This is a genomic window from Enterococcus lactis (assembly GCF_015751045.1).
Classification (GTDB): Bacteria; Bacillota; Bacilli; order Lactobacillales; family Enterococcaceae; genus Enterococcus_B; species Enterococcus_B lactis.
On record NZ_BNJW01000016.1, the window covers coordinates 17,583 to 37,615 of the forward strand.

14 protein-coding genes are annotated in these 20,033 nt (G+C 39.6%); 9 read left to right on the forward strand and 5 right to left on the reverse strand.

Annotated features, from left to right (window positions below):
* Positions 1–7: 7 nt before the first annotated feature.
* The 6 genes from KFO35_RS09385 (at position 8) to KFO35_RS09410 (ending at position 7,799) form a co-directional block, all read left to right on the forward strand.
* Positions 8–1,429: a tagaturonate reductase gene (locus tag KFO35_RS09385; RefSeq protein WP_070703825.1), complete on the forward strand. Its 1,422-nt coding sequence runs from the start codon at positions 8–10 to the stop codon at positions 1,427–1,429.
* Complete coding sequence (locus tag KFO35_RS09390; protein ID WP_156272277.1) at positions 1,422–2,921, forward strand: UxaA family hydrolase; 1,500 nt, start codon at positions 1,422–1,424, stop codon at positions 2,919–2,921. Before KFO35_RS09385 ends, KFO35_RS09390 begins: the two co-directional genes overlap by 8 nt.
* Positions 2,922–2,959: 38 nt before the next feature.
* Entirely contained in the window at positions 2,960–4,354 is a 1,395-nt protein-coding gene (uxaC, locus tag KFO35_RS09395) for a glucuronate isomerase (protein WP_130624886.1), read from the forward strand.
* Between the two features lie 158 nt (positions 4,355–4,512).
* Positions 4,513–5,196, forward strand: a complete 684-nt coding sequence (locus KFO35_RS09400; RefSeq protein ID WP_002316125.1) for a rhamnogalacturonan acetylesterase — start codon at positions 4,513–4,515, stop codon at positions 5,194–5,196.
* A 1-nt stretch (position 5,197) separates the two neighbouring features.
* Positions 5,198–6,034 carry a sugar phosphate isomerase/epimerase family protein gene (locus tag KFO35_RS09405; protein WP_002316124.1) on the forward strand — a complete coding sequence of 279 codons (837 nt, stop codon included), beginning with the start codon at positions 5,198–5,200 and terminating at the stop codon, positions 6,032–6,034.
* A 10-nt stretch (positions 6,035–6,044) separates the two neighbouring features.
* On the forward strand, positions 6,045–7,799 hold the full coding sequence (locus KFO35_RS09410) for an ABC transporter ATP-binding protein (RefSeq protein ID WP_002316123.1): 1,755 nt from the start codon (positions 6,045–6,047) through the stop codon (positions 7,797–7,799).
* A gap of 274 nt (positions 7,800–8,073) precedes the next feature.
* Here KFO35_RS09410 and KFO35_RS09415 read toward each other — a convergent pair whose 3' ends face one another.
* Together KFO35_RS09415 and KFO35_RS09420 are read right to left on the reverse strand one after the other, a co-directional pair.
* Positions 8,074–8,415, reverse strand: a complete 342-nt coding sequence (locus tag KFO35_RS09415) for a YlbF/YmcA family competence regulator (RefSeq protein WP_002285994.1) — start codon at positions 8,413–8,415, stop codon at positions 8,074–8,076.
* A 67-nt stretch (positions 8,416–8,482) separates the two neighbouring features.
* A complete protein-coding gene (locus KFO35_RS09420) occupies positions 8,483–10,654 on the reverse strand; it encodes a PBP1A family penicillin-binding protein (RefSeq protein ID WP_002316122.1) in 2,172 nt (723 codons plus the stop codon).
* A gap of 209 nt (positions 10,655–10,863) precedes the next feature.
* Here KFO35_RS09420 and KFO35_RS09425 point away from each other — a divergent pair, with 209 nt between their 5' ends.
* Positions 10,864–11,721, forward strand: a complete 858-nt coding sequence (locus KFO35_RS09425; RefSeq protein ID WP_002316121.1) for an RluA family pseudouridine synthase — start codon at positions 10,864–10,866, stop codon at positions 11,719–11,721.
* 66 nt (positions 11,722–11,787) lie between these two features.
* On the opposite strand, the gene KFO35_RS09430 is transcribed toward KFO35_RS09425, so the two are convergent.
* From KFO35_RS09430 to KFO35_RS09440, 3 genes are read right to left on the reverse strand one after another with little or no spacing between them, the layout of a single operon-like run.
* Positions 11,788–12,645, reverse strand: coding sequence for an ROK family protein (locus tag KFO35_RS09430; RefSeq protein ID WP_002316120.1), 858 nt, complete (start codon positions 12,643–12,645; stop codon positions 11,788–11,790).
* A complete protein-coding gene (locus KFO35_RS09435; RefSeq protein WP_156272281.1) occupies positions 12,646–15,333 on the reverse strand; it encodes an alpha-mannosidase in 2,688 nt (895 codons plus the stop codon).
* Positions 15,334–15,345: 12 nt separating this feature from the next.
* Positions 15,346–16,635 carry a glycoside hydrolase family 125 protein gene (locus KFO35_RS09440; protein ID WP_002316118.1) on the reverse strand — a complete coding sequence of 430 codons (1,290 nt, stop codon included), beginning with the start codon at positions 16,633–16,635 and terminating at the stop codon, positions 15,346–15,348.
* A 149-nt stretch (positions 16,636–16,784) separates the two neighbouring features.
* Here KFO35_RS09440 and KFO35_RS09445 point away from each other — a divergent pair, with 149 nt between their 5' ends.
* Positions 16,785–17,831, forward strand: coding sequence for a GntR family transcriptional regulator (locus KFO35_RS09445; protein WP_002316117.1), 1,047 nt, complete (start codon positions 16,785–16,787; stop codon positions 17,829–17,831).
* Position 17,832: 1 nt separating this feature from the next.
* On the forward strand, positions 17,833–19,986 hold the full coding sequence (locus KFO35_RS09450) for a GH92 family glycosyl hydrolase (protein ID WP_002316116.1): 2,154 nt from the start codon (positions 17,833–17,835) through the stop codon (positions 19,984–19,986).
* The last annotated feature ends 47 nt before the right edge of the window (positions 19,987–20,033 follow it).

Consider the following 20,033-nt stretch of genomic DNA (forward strand, 5'->3'; position numbering starts at 1 on the left):
ATAATCTATGAATAAACTGACAAAAGAATTAGTGAAAAAAAACGAGGCTCCCGTAAAAGTTCTTCAATTCGGCGAAGGCAATTTTATGCGCGGATTTGTTGATTGGCAGATTCAGCAACTGAATAACCAACAATTGTTTAAAGGAAATGTCGCCATCATTCAGCCTTTAGAACAAGGTCTTGGGAATACGATGAACCAGCAAGACAATTTATATACGGTCATTTTACAAGGACTCAGCAATGGCGAAATCGTTGATACTTCCGAGATTATCACCATAGTAGAACAAATGATCAATCCTTATCATGAATGGGATGCTTATCTTTCTCTAGCAGAAAATGACGACTTGGCCTATATCGTCTCCAATACAACAGAGGCAGGAATCCAATTTGTGGAGACTGATGAACGAACAGATACGCCACCACAGAGCTTCCCGGGCAAACTGACAGCCTTTTTATACCGACGTTTCGAATTAAACAAAGCCGGTTTTACGATTATTCCTTGTGAATTGATTGAGAGAAACGGTGAACGTCTAAAAGAAATCATTTTACGCTATGCAGAAAAATGGGATTTAGAACCTGCTTTTATTGAGTGGTTAGAAAAAGAAAATGTTTTTTGTTGTAGTTTAGTTGATCGCATCGTACCAGGTTATCCTCGTGAGGATGCAGCTGTTTTCAATCAACGACATAACTATGAAGATCAATTGATGGTCAAAGCGGAACCATTCATGCTTTGGGTGATTGAAGGGCCTAAAGAGTTGGAGAATCAACTACCATTCAAACAGGCTGGCTTGAATGTCATCATCACAGATGATATGACTCCTTATCGTGAACGTAAGGTGCATTTGCTTAATGGACCGCACACAGCGATGGTCCCTCTTGCTTTGTTGGCGGAATTGGAAACTGTAGAAGAAGTAATGAAAGATCCTTTATTCTCCGCTTATGTTGATCAGCTATTCGATCTAGAATTGATTCCTATGCTTTCTTTACCTAAAGATGAATTAGCCATTTATGCTGATCAAATCAAAGAACGTTTCTTGAATCCTTTTGCCCATCACAAATTAGAAGCGATTTCATTAAATAGTGTTTCAAAATTCAGCACCCGTCTGCTTCCGGTCTTCAAGAAGTATATCGAAGAAAAAAATCAAGTACCACCGCTAATCTCTGTTTCACTAGCTGCGTTACTTCTTATGTATCGAGGCGATCAAGTAAAGCCCCATGATGATGAAAAGACAATAAACGAATTTGTTGATGCTTGGTCTGATAATGAAACAGCTATTCTTCGATTATTGCAAAACGCTGCGCTTTGGGGAGAAGATTTGTCTCAATTACCGAATGTGGCAGATACTGTTCAAGAAATGGCTACAAAAATCGATCAAAAAGGTGTCCGAGCAGTATTACAAGAAATGAAAGGAACGATGGTCCATGCTTGAAACCCTGCAACCAACAATGAAATTAAATCAACGAGACAGTGTTGTTGTCGCATTAACACCTATCCCAAAGCAAACACAACTGACGATTGATCAGCAAACGATCACCACTCTTGAAGATATCCCGCAAGGTCACAAGATTGCATTGAGTGATTTGAAAGCTGGAGACAACGTGATCAAATATAGCTATCCAATCGGGCACGTGACGACAGACGTAACTGCCGGTCAATGGCTGCACACTCATAATGTAAAAACCAACCTTTCTGGTGAATTGGATTATCGATATGAAAAAGATGTCCATCCAAGTCATTATCCTTTTGAAAACCGAACATTTCAAGGCTACTTACGAAAAAATGGAAAAGTAGGGATTCGTAATGACTTGTTCTTAGTCCCTACCGTTGGGTGTGTGAATGGTATTGCTGAACTGATCGTCAAACAGTTCAAAGAAAAACATCCGGATCTGGGACAGTTTGATCATATTACGATTTTAAAGCATCCCTACGGCTGTTCACAGCTTGGAAAAGATCATCAAAATACTCGAGAAATCTTAGCAGACGCGGTAAACCATCCAAATGCTGGCGGAGTTTTAGTGTTTGGATTAGGTTGCGAGAACAATACCGTTCCTGAATTCAAAAAAATTTTAGGTGAATATGATGAAGAACGAGTGAAATTTCTAGTGGCTCAAGATGTCTATGATGAGATCGAACAAGGCGTAGCTCTATTAGAAGAACTTTTAACCGCGGTCGAAAACGACCAGCGCATACCAGTCCCGCTCTCTAAGTTAAATGTCGGTTTGAAATGCGGCGGTTCTGATGGTCTATCGGGAATAACTGCCAACCCTTTGCTTGGTGCATTTTCTGATTACTTGATTGCTCAAGGAGGTAGCACGATCTTAACAGAAGTGCCAGAAATGTTTGGTGCAGAACAAGTATTGATGGCACGAGCGGAAAATGAAAAAGTTTTTGATTCAATCGTTGACTTGATCAATGACTTCAAACAGTATTTCTTGTCTTACGGGGAACCAGTTTACGAAAACCCATCTCCTGGTAATAAAGCAGGTGGGATCACTACATTAGAAGATAAGTCTTTAGGCTGCACGCAAAAATCAGGAAGCTCTCCTGTCGTTGATGTACTGCAATATGGCGAAAAAATCAGAAAACCAGGACTTAGTTTATTACAAGCTCCCGGGAATGATCTTGTAGCTGCCTCTGCTCTTGCTTCATCCGATTGCCAGTTGGTCTTGTTTACCACAGGAAGAGGGACTCCATTTGGCTCATATGTCCCTACGGTCAAGGTATCTACGAACACGACTCTTTTTGAACGCAAAGGTCATTGGATGGACTTTAATGCAGGCGTCTTATTAGAACAACCAATGGAAGTGATCTTAGAATCATTTGTTCAAAAAATCATCGCTGTGGCTAGTGGAGAAGAAACGAAAAATGAACAAAATGACGTTCGAGAAATTGCCATTTTTAAAAACGGAGTAACACTTTGATTTTCATAAAATAGTATAAAAAGAAAGAAGGAAGATTTATGTTTTTATCTGATGATTTTTTATTAAAAGACGATTGGGCGAAAAAGCTTTATCATTCCTACGCAAAAAATATGCCCATTATTGATTATCACTGTCACTTAGATCCAAAAGAAATTTACGAAAACAACAATTTCAGCAATCTGACAGAAGCTTGGTTAGGAGGCGATCATTACAAATGGCGCTTGATGCGAGCTTGCGGCGTGCCTGAAGAAAAAATCACAGGAAATGCTTCTGATTTTGAAAAATTTTTAGCTTGGTGTCAAACCGTACCAAAAATTATCGGAAATCCGCTTTACAGTTGGTCACATCTTGAATTGAAGCGTTTCTTCGATATTGACTTGTTGATAAATGAAGAAAACGCAGAGAAAATTTGGACACAAGCAAATGAAATTTTGGCAACTCCTGATTTCCGTCGGCGGGAAATCGCGAAAAAATCGAATGTAGAAGTGATTTGTACGACAGATGATCCAGCAGATGACTTACACTATCATCAATTGCTTGCTCATGAAGAACCAGATTTGAAAGTTCTCCCTTCATTCCGTCCAGATAAAACACTCAATATTGAAAAAGAAGGATTTAATGCATGGATCACACTACTGGAAGAAGCAGCTGACCAAACGATTACCACCTATCAAGAACTGATCGAAGTTTTAGGGCAGCGGATAGAATACTTCCATCAACATGGATGTCGTGTTTCCGACCACGCTTTAGACACCTTACACTATAAAGAAGCGGATGAAACAGTATTAGAAGAGATTTTTCAAAAAGCACGAGCTAACAAACTATTATCTTCAGATGAAATCGATGCTTATCGTACAGAAACACTGATACGTTTGACCCACTTCTATCATTCTCATAATTGGACGATGCAGCTGCATATTCATGCTTATCGTAATTGTAATACACAAATGTTGGAAAAATTAGGACCCGATACCGGTTATGATGGAATGAATGATCTTTCTTTGACTATTCCTCTGCAAAAATTATTGAATCGTGCAGAAGAAACGGATCAGTTGCCAAAGACGATCCTCTATTCACTGAATCCAAATGACTACCCTGCGATTTTAGCTTTGATGGGCTGTTTCCAAAAAGAACAGAATGGAAAACTGCAGTTAGGTTCTGGATGGTGGTACAACGATACTCGAGCTGGTATGCGCGATCAATTGACACAGTTTGCTGATGGTAGTGCTTTGGGGAATTTTGTCGGCATGCTGACAGATTCAAGAAGTTTCCTTTCCTACACTAGACATGAATATTTCCGTCGTGTTCTTTGTGAATTTTTAGGCGAAATGGTCATGCGAGGAGAAGCACCTGAGGATGAACAACTTTTAGGAAGTCTCGTTCAAGCGATTAGTTATACAAATGCTAAAAATTACTTTGGCTTTTTCGCCTAATTGATTAATAGTAACAGTAACGAATCAAAAACAGGATAGCGAAATAACGGAATCCGTTTATCCACGTTTTAGAGAAGAAGACGGACCAAATTTGCTCCGTCTTCTTCTCTTGCTGTTCTGCTTCATTGCCTATAAACCCTTATGAAAGAAGAGATAACATGCCTACTATCCATATTGCCGGTGATTCTACTGCGGCAGAAAAAGATGAAAACAAGCGTCCCGAGACAGGTTGGGGAGAAAAAATCTCTGCTTATTTTTCACCTGAGATCCAGATCAATAACCAAGCAAAGAATGGACGCAGTACCAAATCATTTATCCAGGAAGGAAGATTAGCCCGTTTAGCTTCACAGTTTCAGCCAAATGATTTCTTATTTGTACAATTTGGACATAACAACCAGAAAATCCAAGAAGAAAGAGGTACGCTCCCCTTCGGTAGCTATTTAAAAAATCTGCAGATATTTTTTGAATGCGCAAAAAAAGCGAACGTCCACATGGTCTTGCTGACATCTGTGACGCGACGAGATTACTTAGAAAATGGAACATTGAATCCAGATATACTTGGAGACTATCCAAAAGCGATGCGTGCATTTGCTGAGAAACACCATATTCCACTTTTAGATGTTTTCTCACGATCACAAGAATATTTCCAGACCTTTTCAAAAGAAGAGACAAAAAAATTCTATCTGCATCTTATGCCTAATAGTTGTGAAAATTACCCAAAAGGACTAAAGGATAATACCCACTTTAGTCCAGAAGGCGCTGATAAAGTTGCCCGAATAATTGCTGAATTGATAAAAGAATCCCGTCTGCCTCTTGCTGATTATTTACAAAAAGGAGTTTGAAATGTTTCCATTAAATTTAGGCATTCGTGCCCATGATCTAGAGGTTCGAAATCGTGAAGAAATCGTTCAAAAAGTATCACAGCTTCACTTGTCCCATATCCAATTTGCACCACAAAAAGCATTTCCTGAACAACTTAAATTAAATGACATGACACTTGGGAGTGCTGCCTATTTTGGTGAATACTTCCAAAAAAACAATATCGAACTTTCCATTTTAGGTTGCTATATCAACCTATCCAGCAAAAATCAAGAAGTTCGTGCACAAGCATTAGCAACTTTCAAACAGCAAATTGCTCTGTGCTCTGCCTATCAAGCCAAGATGATTGCTACGGAAACCGGTAGTGTCTCTGTCGGTTTCACAAAAGAAAATTTTACTGAAGAAGCTTATCAGATTGCTAGAAATTCTGTCATTGAATTAGTCGCTCATGCAGAAAATTTTGGCGTAACTGTTGCTGTTGAAGCAGGGATCAATCATCCGATCTATAACTATCAGTTAGCCAAACGTTTAGTCGATGAAGTAGCTTCACCAAATTTAAAAATCATTTTAGACTGTGCGAATTTGATCCACAAAGAAAATCATGCTGATCAGGAAAAAGTGATCCGAGGTGCCTTGGACAATTTACAGGGTTGTATTACAGCGCTTCATCTCAAAGACTACATCATGGAAAATGGAAAGATCCGCATAGTTCCTGTTGGTAAAGGCTGTTTAGATTTCCGCCCGGTACTACATTATATCAAATATGAGCGTCCTCTAATGTACGCCACTCTTGAAGCTACTCCTGAGATTTATGTTCCTGAAGCAATAGAACACTTGCAGTTTTTTTACCAAGATTGTTAAGGAGAAGATTATGGAGGAACGAATACAGAAAAGTTATCAAAAATATCATGCAAATGCTTTTCAGACATTGCTGCATCTTTATCAGGGGAATTATTGGAGCTTTGCCATGTCAGGACTCTTTTTTATTATCAAACATCTTCCATCTTGGTTAATGCCGATTGCTATTGCCAATGTAATCAATGCAGCTTCATCAAAAGATTCCTCTCAATTGCAGGCGATTTATTTCAACGCTTTTTTGATGACTTGTCTGATCGGTCAAAATATATTGACGAATTATTTTCATGTAAAATACCATAGCACTTCGATCCGGCAAGTAGAAGCTGGACTAAGAGCGACTCTTATCAAGAAAATCCAAGAACTTTCTATACCCTATCAAAAAGAATTGCAATCTGGCCGGATCCAATCAAAAATCATCCGTGATGTAGAAGCCATCCAAACGTTGTCCTCTCAAGTATTTGTCAGCGGATTGAACATTGCTGTCAATTTATTCGTGGCTTTAGGTATCACGCTTTATAGAAGTCCTGTCGTTTTCTTGTTTTTCTTATTGACTGTCCCTCTCGCCGCGTTAGTTACTCTTTTTTTCCGGAAAAGGATCAGACAGTCCAATTCAGATTTCCGGCAAGAAATGGAAGAGACTTCTGCAAAAGTGATCGAAGTGATCGAATTAGCACCGATTGCTCGAGCTCATGGGTTAGAAAAACACGAAACCACTCGCTTAAATAAGCATTTTACCCAAATCTATGAAAAAGGATTCCACTTAGATATCCTGCAATCTGTTTTCGGATCAGTCAGCTGGGCTAGTTTTCAGATATTTCAACTGATTTGTTTGATTTTCACTGGGATATTAGCTTTACAAGGGCGTATTCAACCAGGTGATGGCGTGATGTATCAGACATATTTCACAACGATCGTCAATTCCGTTTCTGGAATGATCACACTGATTCCTACGATTTCAAAAGGCATGGAATCTATTACTTCTATTGGTGAACTGTTGATTGCTGGCGATGTAGAAACTTATCACGGTAAGAAAAAAATCCAACATTTGGATGGAAATTTTCGCTTTGAGGATGTTTCTTTTCATTACCCGGACTCACTCAAGCCGATTATCGATCATTTTTCTCTAGAGGTGAAAGCTGGAGAAACAATTGCTTTTGTTGGGCCATCTGGTTCTGGAAAATCTACACTCCTTAACTTATTGATTGGATTTATCCAGCCGTCTTCAGGGAGGATTTTCCTAGATAATCAGCCTTTGGATGAATTGGATATGCGAAGTGTGCGTAATTATTTAGCCGTTGTTCCTCAAACCACTTTGTTGTTCTCCGCTTCGATCAAAGAGAACATCACTTATGGCTTGAAAAACGTATCAAAAGAACGTTTAGATGAAGTCATCGAAGCTGCGCAACTTTCTTCACTGATTGACCAGCTTCCTGATGGACTGGATACCTTAGTAGGCGAACATGGCAACAAGCTGTCTGGTGGCCAAAAACAACGTATCTCCATTGCACGAGCATTGATACGTCAGCCGAAAATCATTTTGCTAGATGAAGCAACTTCAGCTTTAGATAACCAGTCAGAGAAAAAAATCCAGCAGGCCCTGAATTACCTGACAGAAACACCCACTACTTTTATTGTGGCTCATCGGCTTTCAACGATCAAAGAGGCAGATAAAATCGTCGTGATCGATGAAGGAAAAATCGTTGAGATGGGTACTTACGAAGAGCTGTTAGCTCAAGAGGGCTATTTTTACCGTTTGAAAAATGAATGACAAAAAAAGGAGAGACGACAAGAGTTTTGTCGTCTCTCCTATTTCTGAATAAACGGTGTTCTCCTGCCAACTCCTCGGTCACAAATCACAATAGTCATCAAACATGAGAAGCTGTTTTTTGAAATTGTTCCTTGTCACTCAGAGTTAAACGGTAGGCTCACGTCCTCTTGGTAAACGGTGTTCAAGAGACAGTCTATCGGCAATAAGAAGCAATTTTGTCATCGCTCAAGGCTGAACGTCTCTTTCACAACCTCTGTTGTTTCATAAAATAGTTCTATTCGCTGTAAAGGTCGCGAACTGGCGTCATGATGATCCGGTTCAAGTCATTGATGATCGTACTGAAACCTTGTTCTTTTTGCATTAAATCATTGATTACTTCTTCTGATTGAATTTTCACAGCCATTTCTTGTGCTTTCATTGCATCTTCGTCGCTGAATTCTTGTCCACTCATTTGTTTTTCTTGTAATTCGATTTGCATCGCTTGGAAGTCTTTGAACAGCTTGTGTGCTTCTTCGTTTGCTTGTACTTTCTCGTACGCTTCTTTCAACGCTTTGAATTCTGGTAATTCACGGATCTCACGTTCGATCTGATTCGCGCTATCGTAGATGTTTGACATGTTATGCCCTCTTTTCTTTTAGTAGTTACTCTCTATTGTAACATGGGGTTATTCGTTTTCAAAGGGTCTACTCTCCTTGATATTTCCGCCAGAGGTCTTTAGCCGCTTCACCAATTCCCTGAACGCCTTCTTTCACCATATCGCCGAAATTCTTCAATCCTTCTTTTGCTTGTTCACCGTATTGATTCAAGTTATCTTGCCAATTTCCAGACTCTCCATTAGAATTACCTGTGTTTCCAACTTGATCTGCTGCTACCACTTGCCCTCCTGTGGCATAGGCGTCAGCTACACTAAATCCTGTTTTGGAAGTATAAGGAAGGATACCTTCTGCCGCTGATTTGAAGACTTTCCCGACAACATTTCCACTTGTCCCTTCCAAATAATGCAGCTTGCTGGATTCTTCATACCCCATCCATGTCGAAATCACTACATCTGGCGTATACCCGATCATCCATTGGTCATTTGCTTTCGTGGCATCGAAATTAGTTTCTGTGGTTCCTGTTTTACCTGCTATCGTATAACCTGCAGGGTTCGCAGCAGCTGCTGTCCCATTTGAGAATGTACCAAGAAGCATGCTGGTCATTTCATCAGCTGTTTCCTTTGATATAACCTGTTTTGGCTTTTTGTTTGTATTATCGATGATCACCGCTCCAGTTGAATCAACGATTTTCGTGATGAGATGCGGCGTATACATCTGACCTTCATTGGCAAATGCACTGTAAGCACCCGCCATGATCATTGGAGATACTCCTTTTTCTAATCCGCCAAGAGCTAAGCCATAATACTTATCAGATTTTGCTAAAGGCAGGCCGAATTCTTCTGCTTTATCATATCCTTTTTGTAAACCGATCTCATGCAAAAGCCATACAGCAGGCAAGTTCAAACTTTGTGCAACAGCCTGATACATCGGTACTTCTCCTTGGTATGTCCCGTCAAAATTATGCGCATCGTAATAACTTTGCGGTTCATCTTTCAAGACACTAGAAGGCTTGTAACCAGCTTCCAACGCTGGCGTATACACGCTTAATGGTTTGATCGTTGATCCTGGAGAACGGCGCATCTGTGTAGCAAAGCTGAATCCTCTAAAGACATGATCTCCTCTTCGTCCTACTAATGCTTGTACACCGCCTGTATTCGGATCTAAAGCTACTGAAGCAGATTGGGCCATGGCACCATCTGAAGCATTTGCTGGGAATAATGCATTATTTTGATAAGTAGCTTCTAATTGCTTTTGGTAATCCTGATCTAAAGCTGTATAGATTTTATAGCCTTTATTCATGACATCTTCTTCATCAAGACCATACTCGTTAACTGCTTCATCGATCACTGCATCAAAATAATAAGGATAACGATAACCAGAATCTGAATTGTCGTATGTGTCATGAAGATAAGCACTGATGTCTGTCTGGCTTTCTGCTTGTTCTTGTTCTTTTGTGATTTTTCCGTTTTCTTCCATTACGCTTAGTACTGTGTTTTTCCGATCATTCGCATTTTCTGGGTGATCAATCGGATTATAAATACCAGGACCTTTCAGCATTCCTGCCAAAGTAGCAGCCTCAGATAGCGTAACATTCGTTGCATCTACTCCAAAATACTTTCTGGAAGCGTCTTGGACACCCCATACCCCGTTGCCAAAATAGGCATTGTTAAGATACATGGTCAAGATTTCTTCTTTGCTGTACTTCTTTTCGATCTCGATTGCCAAAAATAATTCCTTCGCTTTTCGATCAAATGTTTGATCTAATGTCAGATAAGCATTTTTGGCAAGCTGCTGAGTGATCGTACTTCCTCCGCCTCCTGATGTTCCGCCAGACAAAACCATCCGAACAGCCGCACGGGCGATTCCTTTGATATCAAATCCGTGATGTTCGTAAAAATTCCTATCTTCTGTCGAGATCACCGCATCTTGGATATAGGGAGAAATCGCGTTTAATTCTACGTATGTCCCTTTTTGGGCGTACAGTGTGCCAGCTTCTTCATTTTTCTTGTCATAAATGACTGTCGATTGGCTTAATCCAGATTTTAACGTTTCGACATTTGCTTGTTTGGCTAAAATAAAAAGGTAGATACTTGTCACTAAGACACAGATCAAACCAATCAGCAAAATCAATTTGTTCACATGATATTTTTTCCAAATGCGCTTTCGCCATCGATGAAATTGTCCGAGATATGGTCTGATCCATCGCCAAAAACTGATCAAAGCAGCTTTTATCTTTCCTAAAATGCTTTGAAAATCCATTCGCTTCTTCTCCTGTCTATTCAATTCAATCGTCTTATTTTACCATAATGAAAGAGTGTTTTCTTCCTGCTTAAGTTGTAGTTCGATTTGTTTTTTTTGTTAGTGCAAGTAGAGTAACATAAGAATGAACAGAAAAATGTAAGTTTTTTCTTAAATATGTTTTAAAAATGGTACAATTAGTCTGCAATTTTACCGAAAGGAGTACACTTGTGAAAATCACGATCACTTTACCTATGAACCATCCTGAAACAACGATTCGCGACTTGCTTGAAAAGGAATGGTTAGTTCCTAGAAAGGTTCGGCACTTTTTGCGTATACGTAAAAACGTTTGGATCAATCAACAACCTGCTTTGTTCCATCATGAAGTAAAAGGCAATGACCAGATCACATTGTTATTCGAAGAAACAGATTATAATTATCAAGAAGTCCAATTAGGAGATGCGAAGCACATCCGTGTTTTATATGAAGATGAACATTTGATTATAGTGGATAAGCCTGCAGGAATGAAGACTCATCCAAACGAACCAACAGAAAACAGTACCTTGCTCAATCACTTAGCTGCTTATCTCGATACGAAAAAACAACGACCTTACGTTGTCCACCGTTTGGACAAAGAAACAAGCGGCGCTGTTTTATTTGCAAAAAACCCATTTGTCTTGCCGATACTTGGAAGAATGTTGGAACAAAAAATGATCTATCGGAGATATCAAGCCATCGTATGGGGGGAAATCGCCAAAGATAGGACCATTACCAATAAAATCGGACGCGATCGCCATGATCGGAGAAAACGGGTCGTAGATGATAAAAATGGTCAGAACGCCTTGACACATGTCACTGTCGACAAAGTACTTTCTGGAAAAACACAAGTGTATTGTGTTTTGGAAACCGGTCGTACGCACCAGATCAGAGTTCACTTAGCTCATATAGGGCATCCAATCGTCGGAGACCCTCTTTACCAAAATAGACCAGCTGAACGACTGATGCTCCATGCATTAGAACTGCACATGATTCATCCATTTACTCAAGAAAAAATAGTTGGTAAAGCTTTACCCGGATTGTGGAAATAGAAAGAAGAACGTAGTCCTATCATTATCTGCTGATAAGACTACGTTCTTTTTGTGTAACTTGTCTGCTTACTTTTGATGTTCGTGTTCTGCTAACAGCAAACTACCGATAATCCCACTTTCATTCGGCAGTCCCCAACGAACGATATACTCACTTACTTGAGGTGTTTCCATGTAGCCACCCATCAATTCAACAAATTGCTGACGAATTTTTTGAAGGAGATGATCCTGATTCATTACCCCGCCGCCTAAAATAATCTTTTCAGGTGCTAACGTCAACGTATAGTTGATCAGTGCTTGAGCAATATAGAAAGCTTGAATATCCCAAATCGGATGATCTTGTGGCAGATCTTGCCCTTTGATTCCTATACGTGCCTCAATAGACGGACCTGCTGCTAATCCTTCCAAACAGTCTTTATGATAAGGACAAGTGCCTTCATATTGATCATCTGGATGGCGTTTTACCCAAATATGTCCCATTTCAGGATGTGCGATTCCTGAAAAAATTTCCTCATTGATCACGACGCCTGCACCGATTCCTGTTCCCACGGTAAGGTAAATACAACTATTTTTTCCTTGTGCTGCCCCTTGCTTCAGCTCCCCGTATGCAGCTGCATTGACATCCGTCGTCCAAGCAACAGGAATATGGTAGCGTTTCCTGATTGTGCCGAGAAAATCAAATTGTGCCCATCCTTTTTTGGGAGTTGCCAAAACATATCCGTAATTATCTTTTGTTTGGTCGATACCAATCGGGCCGAATGAGCCGATCCCGATTCCCTTCAGTTCATAACGATTAAAAAATTCAAATACTTGATCCAATGTTTCTTCTGGTGTTGTGGTAGGGATACTTATTTTTTCCAAAATCTCTCCACCTTCTGAAACCGCACACACAAATTTTGTTCCGCCTGCTTCTATTCCGCCATACATTTAGTTTTCCTCCTCGAATCCGATTGTCCGAATTTCATACGGTTGGATTATCGGGACAACCGATTGCTGCGTTGGTTCTTCAAGCAGATTCAATATGACCGTTTTTCGATTGTCTTTAGTTATTTCTAATTTTTCTAAATGACTAGACATATTGAAACCTCTCACTACTACTTTATCACTAAACTTACTCCGTTTCAAAGCTGTAATTGCAAACGTTTCACTTTTTATCGTTAAATATTGTTGTTTTGATACCAATGTTCCTTCATGATGTTTGATTTGTTGAGTGGAAAAAGGAATCTGTGCCGCGTATGCATGCAAATAAGTAGAGAATGTTTCTTCTGGTCCATGTAGTTCAACGCTGTAATCGAACCGATGCTTACCTAAACACTGTGCTTCTGGTGTTGGAAAATACCCCCAATCTCCTAGTTCTCCCACACAGCGAAGTAGCGTCACCGCGATTTGTCCATCTGCTGTTACTTCGTATTCATTCAAGCCAAAGTTACCAACTGTTACACCGTACTGTTCATCATGAATATTGACAAATGCTTGCTGATGTTGCGGATTCGTGGGATTTTCCCAGCTCCTAGATACATGGTTTGGGCGCTTTACTACTTCAAAAATACTATCTGCTTCGTGATGTTCCACATGTAACTTTGTAGGAAACAAGACACGCAATCGATGATCTTTCATTTGATTGTCAAGAGTCGTTTCAAAGTCGATTTTTTTACTATCTTTTCTGACAGTCATGATCGTTTCTATTTGAAGGATCCGTTTTTCTTTAGATCGTTCTGCTTTTCGATAACGAAATTCTACAACCATCCGTTGTTCTTTCTCTAAACGCTCGTCTGCAGAAACTGGGATCTCCATTTCATGTAGAATACTTATTTTGGCTATTTCTGGTGTATCTACTAATACTTTTACTTCAGAGCCCTCTTGATTACTGGATAGGATTGGTTGATCATAGACAGGTTGCTTAAAGATATACTCGTTTCCTATATCACCGATATCTTCAAAAATATGCAGGTTATTCCATTTTCGTTTGTTTTTGCGATCTTCCATTGTAATGGTACCGTTTTTTTCAATCGTCAAACGCAGGTGGGCGTTTTCGACGATTCGTCCACTCTGACGGATCATTGTTTCCTTTTCTTCTGCTTTCGCTTCCCCTTCTACAAGCGCGAATGTTTCCCAAGAAAATGCTGGCATGTTTTTTATTGGTAAAGTTACCTTGATCGTTCTTGCCATATATGGTACACGGAAACGATCTTTCGGCAAATCATAACCAAACTGGACAGTTTCTTCAGATAAAATAGCTGGTATAGTGGCCCCGCTTTTTGTTTCTACGTGATACTTCTGTCTAGGCAACTGTTCTAACTCTTGATATAGTTGTTCAGGTATTCCTTCAGCGAATCTTTTTCTTGCTAATTCGATGGTTATTTCTGCTTCACCGCTTTTATCCATTCCCGCAGTATTTACAACGACAAATGGAAAGCTGTCTTTTTGGAATCCAGTTGTATCGATCGCTGCGGCCAGTTGTTCTAAAGAATCTTGTGCAAGATACTTTCCGACTTCATCTGCTTTTTCAAAACGAGGTATCATTTCTCGATGGACAGAATCGACTGAACAACCGCAAATACTGTCATGAGGATGATTTTGCATTAATGTCTTCCAAGCATAATCTAATTGATCGTGGGGATAAATCCCTGTAACTTCGTAAGCCATCGTCGCAAGTGGTTCCGTGATGTTTTCTAGCTGCCGTTGGACCTTGGTATTCCATTGTTTCAAATAAACGCGAGCAGATGCTGTATTGGCTAAAGTATACCAGCCATCCGTTTCTTGACTTGTCAATTCTCCTTCTACTGAACCTAAGTCTTCTGGCAACTCTTGTCGAACTGCTTCCAGATAGTCAGTAAAATTAGAATGGATGAACTCGTAATCTGGAAACAGCTCATTTGCGAGATGAATTGCTTTTGATATATCTTTTTGTACTGGTTGATGATCAACACCATTCATCATTAATAGATGATCAGTAGATGCATATTGTTCTGCATCTGCTAATTTCTGCTTCCAAAAGACACGAGCAGCTTCTTTTTCTACGGGAATCTCGTTCCCATTGCTATACCAATTGGCAAATAACAGACCAAAAATTTCTGTTTGATCAGGTCCTTTCCACCACATCTCTGAGTATTGAGAAGAATAGTTTTCTGCTTCCAGAACTTGATTGTCAAAACCAATTGGTTTTACCCCACGGCCAAACGCCGCTGCTGAAATACCAGCTTGTTTCATTAATTGAGGCGTCTGTCCCATATTTCCAAATGTATCGGGAAAATACCCTAACATGACGGGGGTTCCCCATTTATGGCTTTCTTCCATGCCAATTAGCATATTTCTCACGTTTGATTCCGAACTGATCAGAAAATCATCTTGCAAGATATAAAATGGTCCGATTCTCAATTTTCCTTCATTGATCGCTTGTTGGAGCGCCTGTCTTTTTTCTGGTCTTACTTGAAGATAGTCATCTAAAATAATCGTTTGCCCATCCAAATGAAAACTGTTGAAGGACGGATCAACTTCAAATAGCTCTAATAAATCGTCTATCAATTCAACCAACCGCATGTGATGCTGTTCGTAAGCCATGTACCATTCACGATCCCAGTGGCTATGAGAAATGATATATACTTTCTTTTTCATTTACAGTACCTCCTATTTTTCTACTCGAATATCAAAGTAATCCATAACTAATTCGCAAAACATCATATTTGCCCAAGAAAACCATTCTCTCGTATAATTTTCAGGATTGTTCACATCAAATCCTTCGTGCATAAGATGTGTTCCTGCATCAGTTGCTACAAGCAAATTCAATAGCCGTTCTTTTTCAGATTTATCTGGTGTTGTCATTCCTTCCATAGCTAGTGCAATTGGCCAAATATACTCTTTTGGCGTATGGGAAGAACCAATTCCTTTTGCGTACTTTCCTTCATAAAAATATGGATTCTCTTTACTCAACAATGTTCTTCTTGTTTGAAGATAATCTTCCTCTTGTTCCGAACAGTATCCTAAATAAGGTGCCGCGATCAAATTGGGCACATTGCTGTCATCCATGACCGTCGCGTTCCCCATTCCATCTACTTCGTATGCATAAATCGTTTGCCCTTTTTGATTAACCGTCCGTCCGTGATTTTGGATACCTTCTTGGATCTCTTTCTTCAATATTTGTACTTTCTGTACAATTTCTTTATCATCGAGTATCGTTTGGAAAATTTCTTCCACATAACCTAACACGACCACCGCAAACATATTGGATGGTACCAGATATCCGTAACGGCAAGCATCATCGCTAGGACGGAACCCAGACCATGTCATACCTGTAAAAGTTGTTTTGGCTCCTCGTCCGTCATTGATCAGCGTATCTTCTTTTCTTGTCGTATCTCGTACAAATGTATAAGGAGAGTGTTCATGTTCCTGCTCTGTTTCGAACACGCCTAAGATTTTTTTGATTCCTTCAATAAAAGTTGGGTTGAATTGGTCCGTTTTTCCTGTATTTTTGTAAAGAAGATAGGCCAACTGTATCGGGTAGCATAAAGAATCAATTTCATATTTTCTTTCCCAGATCCAATCGTTCATTTTTGTGTGATCTGTTTGGTGTCCCGCACCGTTCGCTTCTTCATTGAAGGCATTCGCATATGGATCAATGTTGATATAAAAAAATTGCTTTTTGACCAACCCACTAATCATGTCAGCTAGTTCCTCATCTTCTTTTGCAATCACTAAATAAGGACGAACTTGTGCAGTAGAATCTCGCAACCACATTGCAGGAATGTCTCCTGTCAATAAAAAAGTAGTACCGTCATTTTGCTTTTTGACTGTTGTCAATAGCGTGTTGGCAAATGCTGCTGTAAAATTCGTTGCCCAGTCCGCATGGGTTTTCCCGCATTTTTGTGTGATATCATCCATAAATTTTTGCACCGATTTTGGTATATCTTTATAAACCATACAAATTCCCTCTTTTCATTTGATATATCTTTAAAGATTATACCTCTTGCAGCATTTTATGTCTACGCTTTCAAAAAAATAACTTTTTATTTACTTTTTCATCTATTATGGTATTATTTAAATATGATATATCATTAAGAGGTGTTTATATGAATCAACCATTGTACCAGACAATATTTAATGATTTGCAAACGGCTATTTTAACTGGTGAATTACCTGTGGATAGCCAACTACCAACTGAAAAGGAACTTTCCCATACTTATAAAGTAAGCAGAATCACTTCCAAACGTGCATTGACTGAATTAGAGCAATTAGGGCTGATTTATCGCGTACGTGGGAAAGGCAGTTTTGTTAAATCAGCTTCTCCGGAGCAGATGCTTCCTTCTCCTACAAAAACACGGCGGATTCTGTTTCTTCTTCCATATGTCGCTGATTTATCTGTTGGTGACTTTACCAAGGGATTGAATCCTGTGATGCAGGATAAACAGATGGATGTCATGATGACGACACATGATTTTTTACAAAATAAAACGGCAAAAGAACTCATCCATGAATTTGATGGATTAATTTATTATGCCTTTGATACAGAACAGCATCTTGACTTGCTTTTTGAGCTGTCATTAAAAGAATTCCCTGTCATCATATTGGATAAAAAAATCTATGAATTGCCTTTTCCTACCGTGCTTTCCGACAACTTCCAAGGTGGTGTGCTCGCTACTTCTCATTTGATCGAACAGGGACATTCAAAAATCGCTTATTTATTTGGTGCACAGACTCATCCACAATCCGTACGTCAGCGTTACCTTGGTTACCTTGAAGCATTGGACAAAGCTGGTTTGGCTTTCCACACTTCGCTGGATGACAAAAGCGCGACATTCGATGAATTGCTTTCTTATATCACTAAGTATGAAGTGACCGCTTTTGTTTGCGAAAACGATGTTGTCGCTATCCAGACGATGAATTTCTTGAGACAGCATGATTATCATGTTCCTGAAGATTTTTCAATCATCGGATTTGATGATATCCAAGCAGCTGCTCTTGTTGATCCACCGCTGACAACCATTGCACAAGATTTTGAACAGTTAGGCAAGCTTGCTGGAGAGGCTTTGATCACTTGGTTAGAGACAAACGAACGTCCTTCCGACAGCAAATTTCCAGTTTCATTTATCAAAAGACAATCAACAAAGGAGAAATAAAATGAATATCGGTCAAATAGATACTAGACATGGCACAGCTAATCAGCCAAATTTCTCTAACGGGAACTGCCAGCCTTACACTGGCGTTCCTTTTGGGATGAATTATTTTGCACCGCAAACGACCGATCAAAACGGCAGCTGGTGGTTTCATCCTGAGGATCGTATTTTTCAAGGTTATCGACTTACCCACCAGCCAAGTCCTTGGATGGGCGATTTCAGTCATATGCTGCTCACGCCAATCAATGGTAAATTACAGGAAAATACCCTTTTTCATGCGCAAAGTTCTTACCGCCCAGAAGAAAGTATATTTTGTCCGACTCATCTGTCGATCCGTCAATTGCGTTATGGCATCCGCTCTACATTGATACCCAGTATGTATGGCGGAATCTTATCTATTGATTACAGCAGAAATGATAGCGGTTTACTTTTATCCTTTCCGGGACGTCATCAGCTCTTTGTTATAGATCCTTACACAGTGGAAGGAAAAATCACACATTTTGCTGGTTCAGAAGATCCTGATTTTTCTTTTTATTTCATATTGAGATTTGAATATCCTTTAACAACTGATGAGCTAGCTGTTTCCAACAAAAATAGCGATTCGATCCCGTTGTATTTTGAACAGACAAAAAAACAAACCATCCGATTCGGGACATCTTTTATCAGCCCGGAACAAGCAGCTTATAACTTGGAACTAGAACAAAACCAAAGCAAAGAGACTTACCTTGCTAACAGCCAGAAACAATGGCAATCCTATTTTGATCGTATACAGCTCACACACCATGATCAACAACAATTGCGGACGTTTTATCATAACTTCTATCGGGTGTTTTTATTTCCGCAGACATTTTATGAAATGGATCCTAGTGGGCAAAAAATCCACTATGATACGACTAGTCGATCTGTGAAACCTGGCGTTCTCTATACAAATAACGGGTTCTGGGATACGTATAAAACGGTTTATCCTCTTTATTCTTTGATTGCTGTAGAAAAGTATGAAGAAATGCTGGAAGGTTTTTTGAACAGCTATAGAGAAAGTGGCTATTTGCCAAAATGGCTGTCTCCTGACGAACGTGGACTAATGCCTGGGACATTAATTGATGCAGTCATTGCAGATGCTGCTGTGAAAGATATTCGGCCAGACTTGATGCAGGAATTTCTAACAGCAATGAAGAAAGGCGCTACAGTTCAAAGTAATCATTCAAATTATGGACGACAAGGGACAGAGGATTACTTGACATACGGCTATGTTCCTAATCACTACCATGAATCGGTCAATCATACGCTAGATTATGCTTATAGCGACTTTTGTATTAGTCGAGTTGCCAAAGTACTAGCAGAGGACGAAACGGTGAAAAAATATCAGCAACGATCATTGAACTATCAACATATTTTTGACTATGAGACAGGATGGATGCGTTCCAAAGATAAAAATGGCAAATTCAGAGAACCATTTTCTGCTCATCGTTGGGGACAAGATTATGCAGAAGGCAGTGCTTGGCAAAGCAGCTTTGCTGTTTATCATGATTTTGCAGGGTTGATCGAAAAATATGGCGGCAGTGAGAGATTCAAAGAAAAACTCATTGATTTGTGCAATCAATCTCCGACATTTGAAACAGGAGGATATGGTTTTGAGATTCATGAAATGAGCGAGATGGCTGCGATAGAATTTGGGCAGTTAGCTATCTCCAATCAGCCAAGTTTTCATTACCCATACTTGTTCAGCTATATTGGACAACCCGAAATGGCACAGCCATTGCTTAAACAATTGATGACTCAAACTTTCGACGATTCTTCAACGGGTTACCCTGGAGATGAGGACAACGGAAGTATGGCTGCTTGGTATATCTTCAATAGTCTGGGATTCTATCCTGTCACACCAGGGACCGGTGAATATGTTATCGGTATGCCTTTAATGGACAAGGCTGTTGTGCTTTTGTCAAATGGAAAGGAATTGACGATTGAAGCCACTCCTAATCGGCCGCAACAGCAATTTATCCATAAAATCAATCGGATGGACAAAGAATATACGAAATTATATTTTACCCATCAAGATTTGTTGAAAGGCGGCAAGATCTCTTACCAATTAGGTATCGTCCCTCATCCTAAGAAGTATCGATCAAAAGATCTACCTTTTTCCTTATCAAACGATAACTAACAAGAGGATGTGAAAAAGCTGTCCTGCATCAAGTAATAAGAACAGCC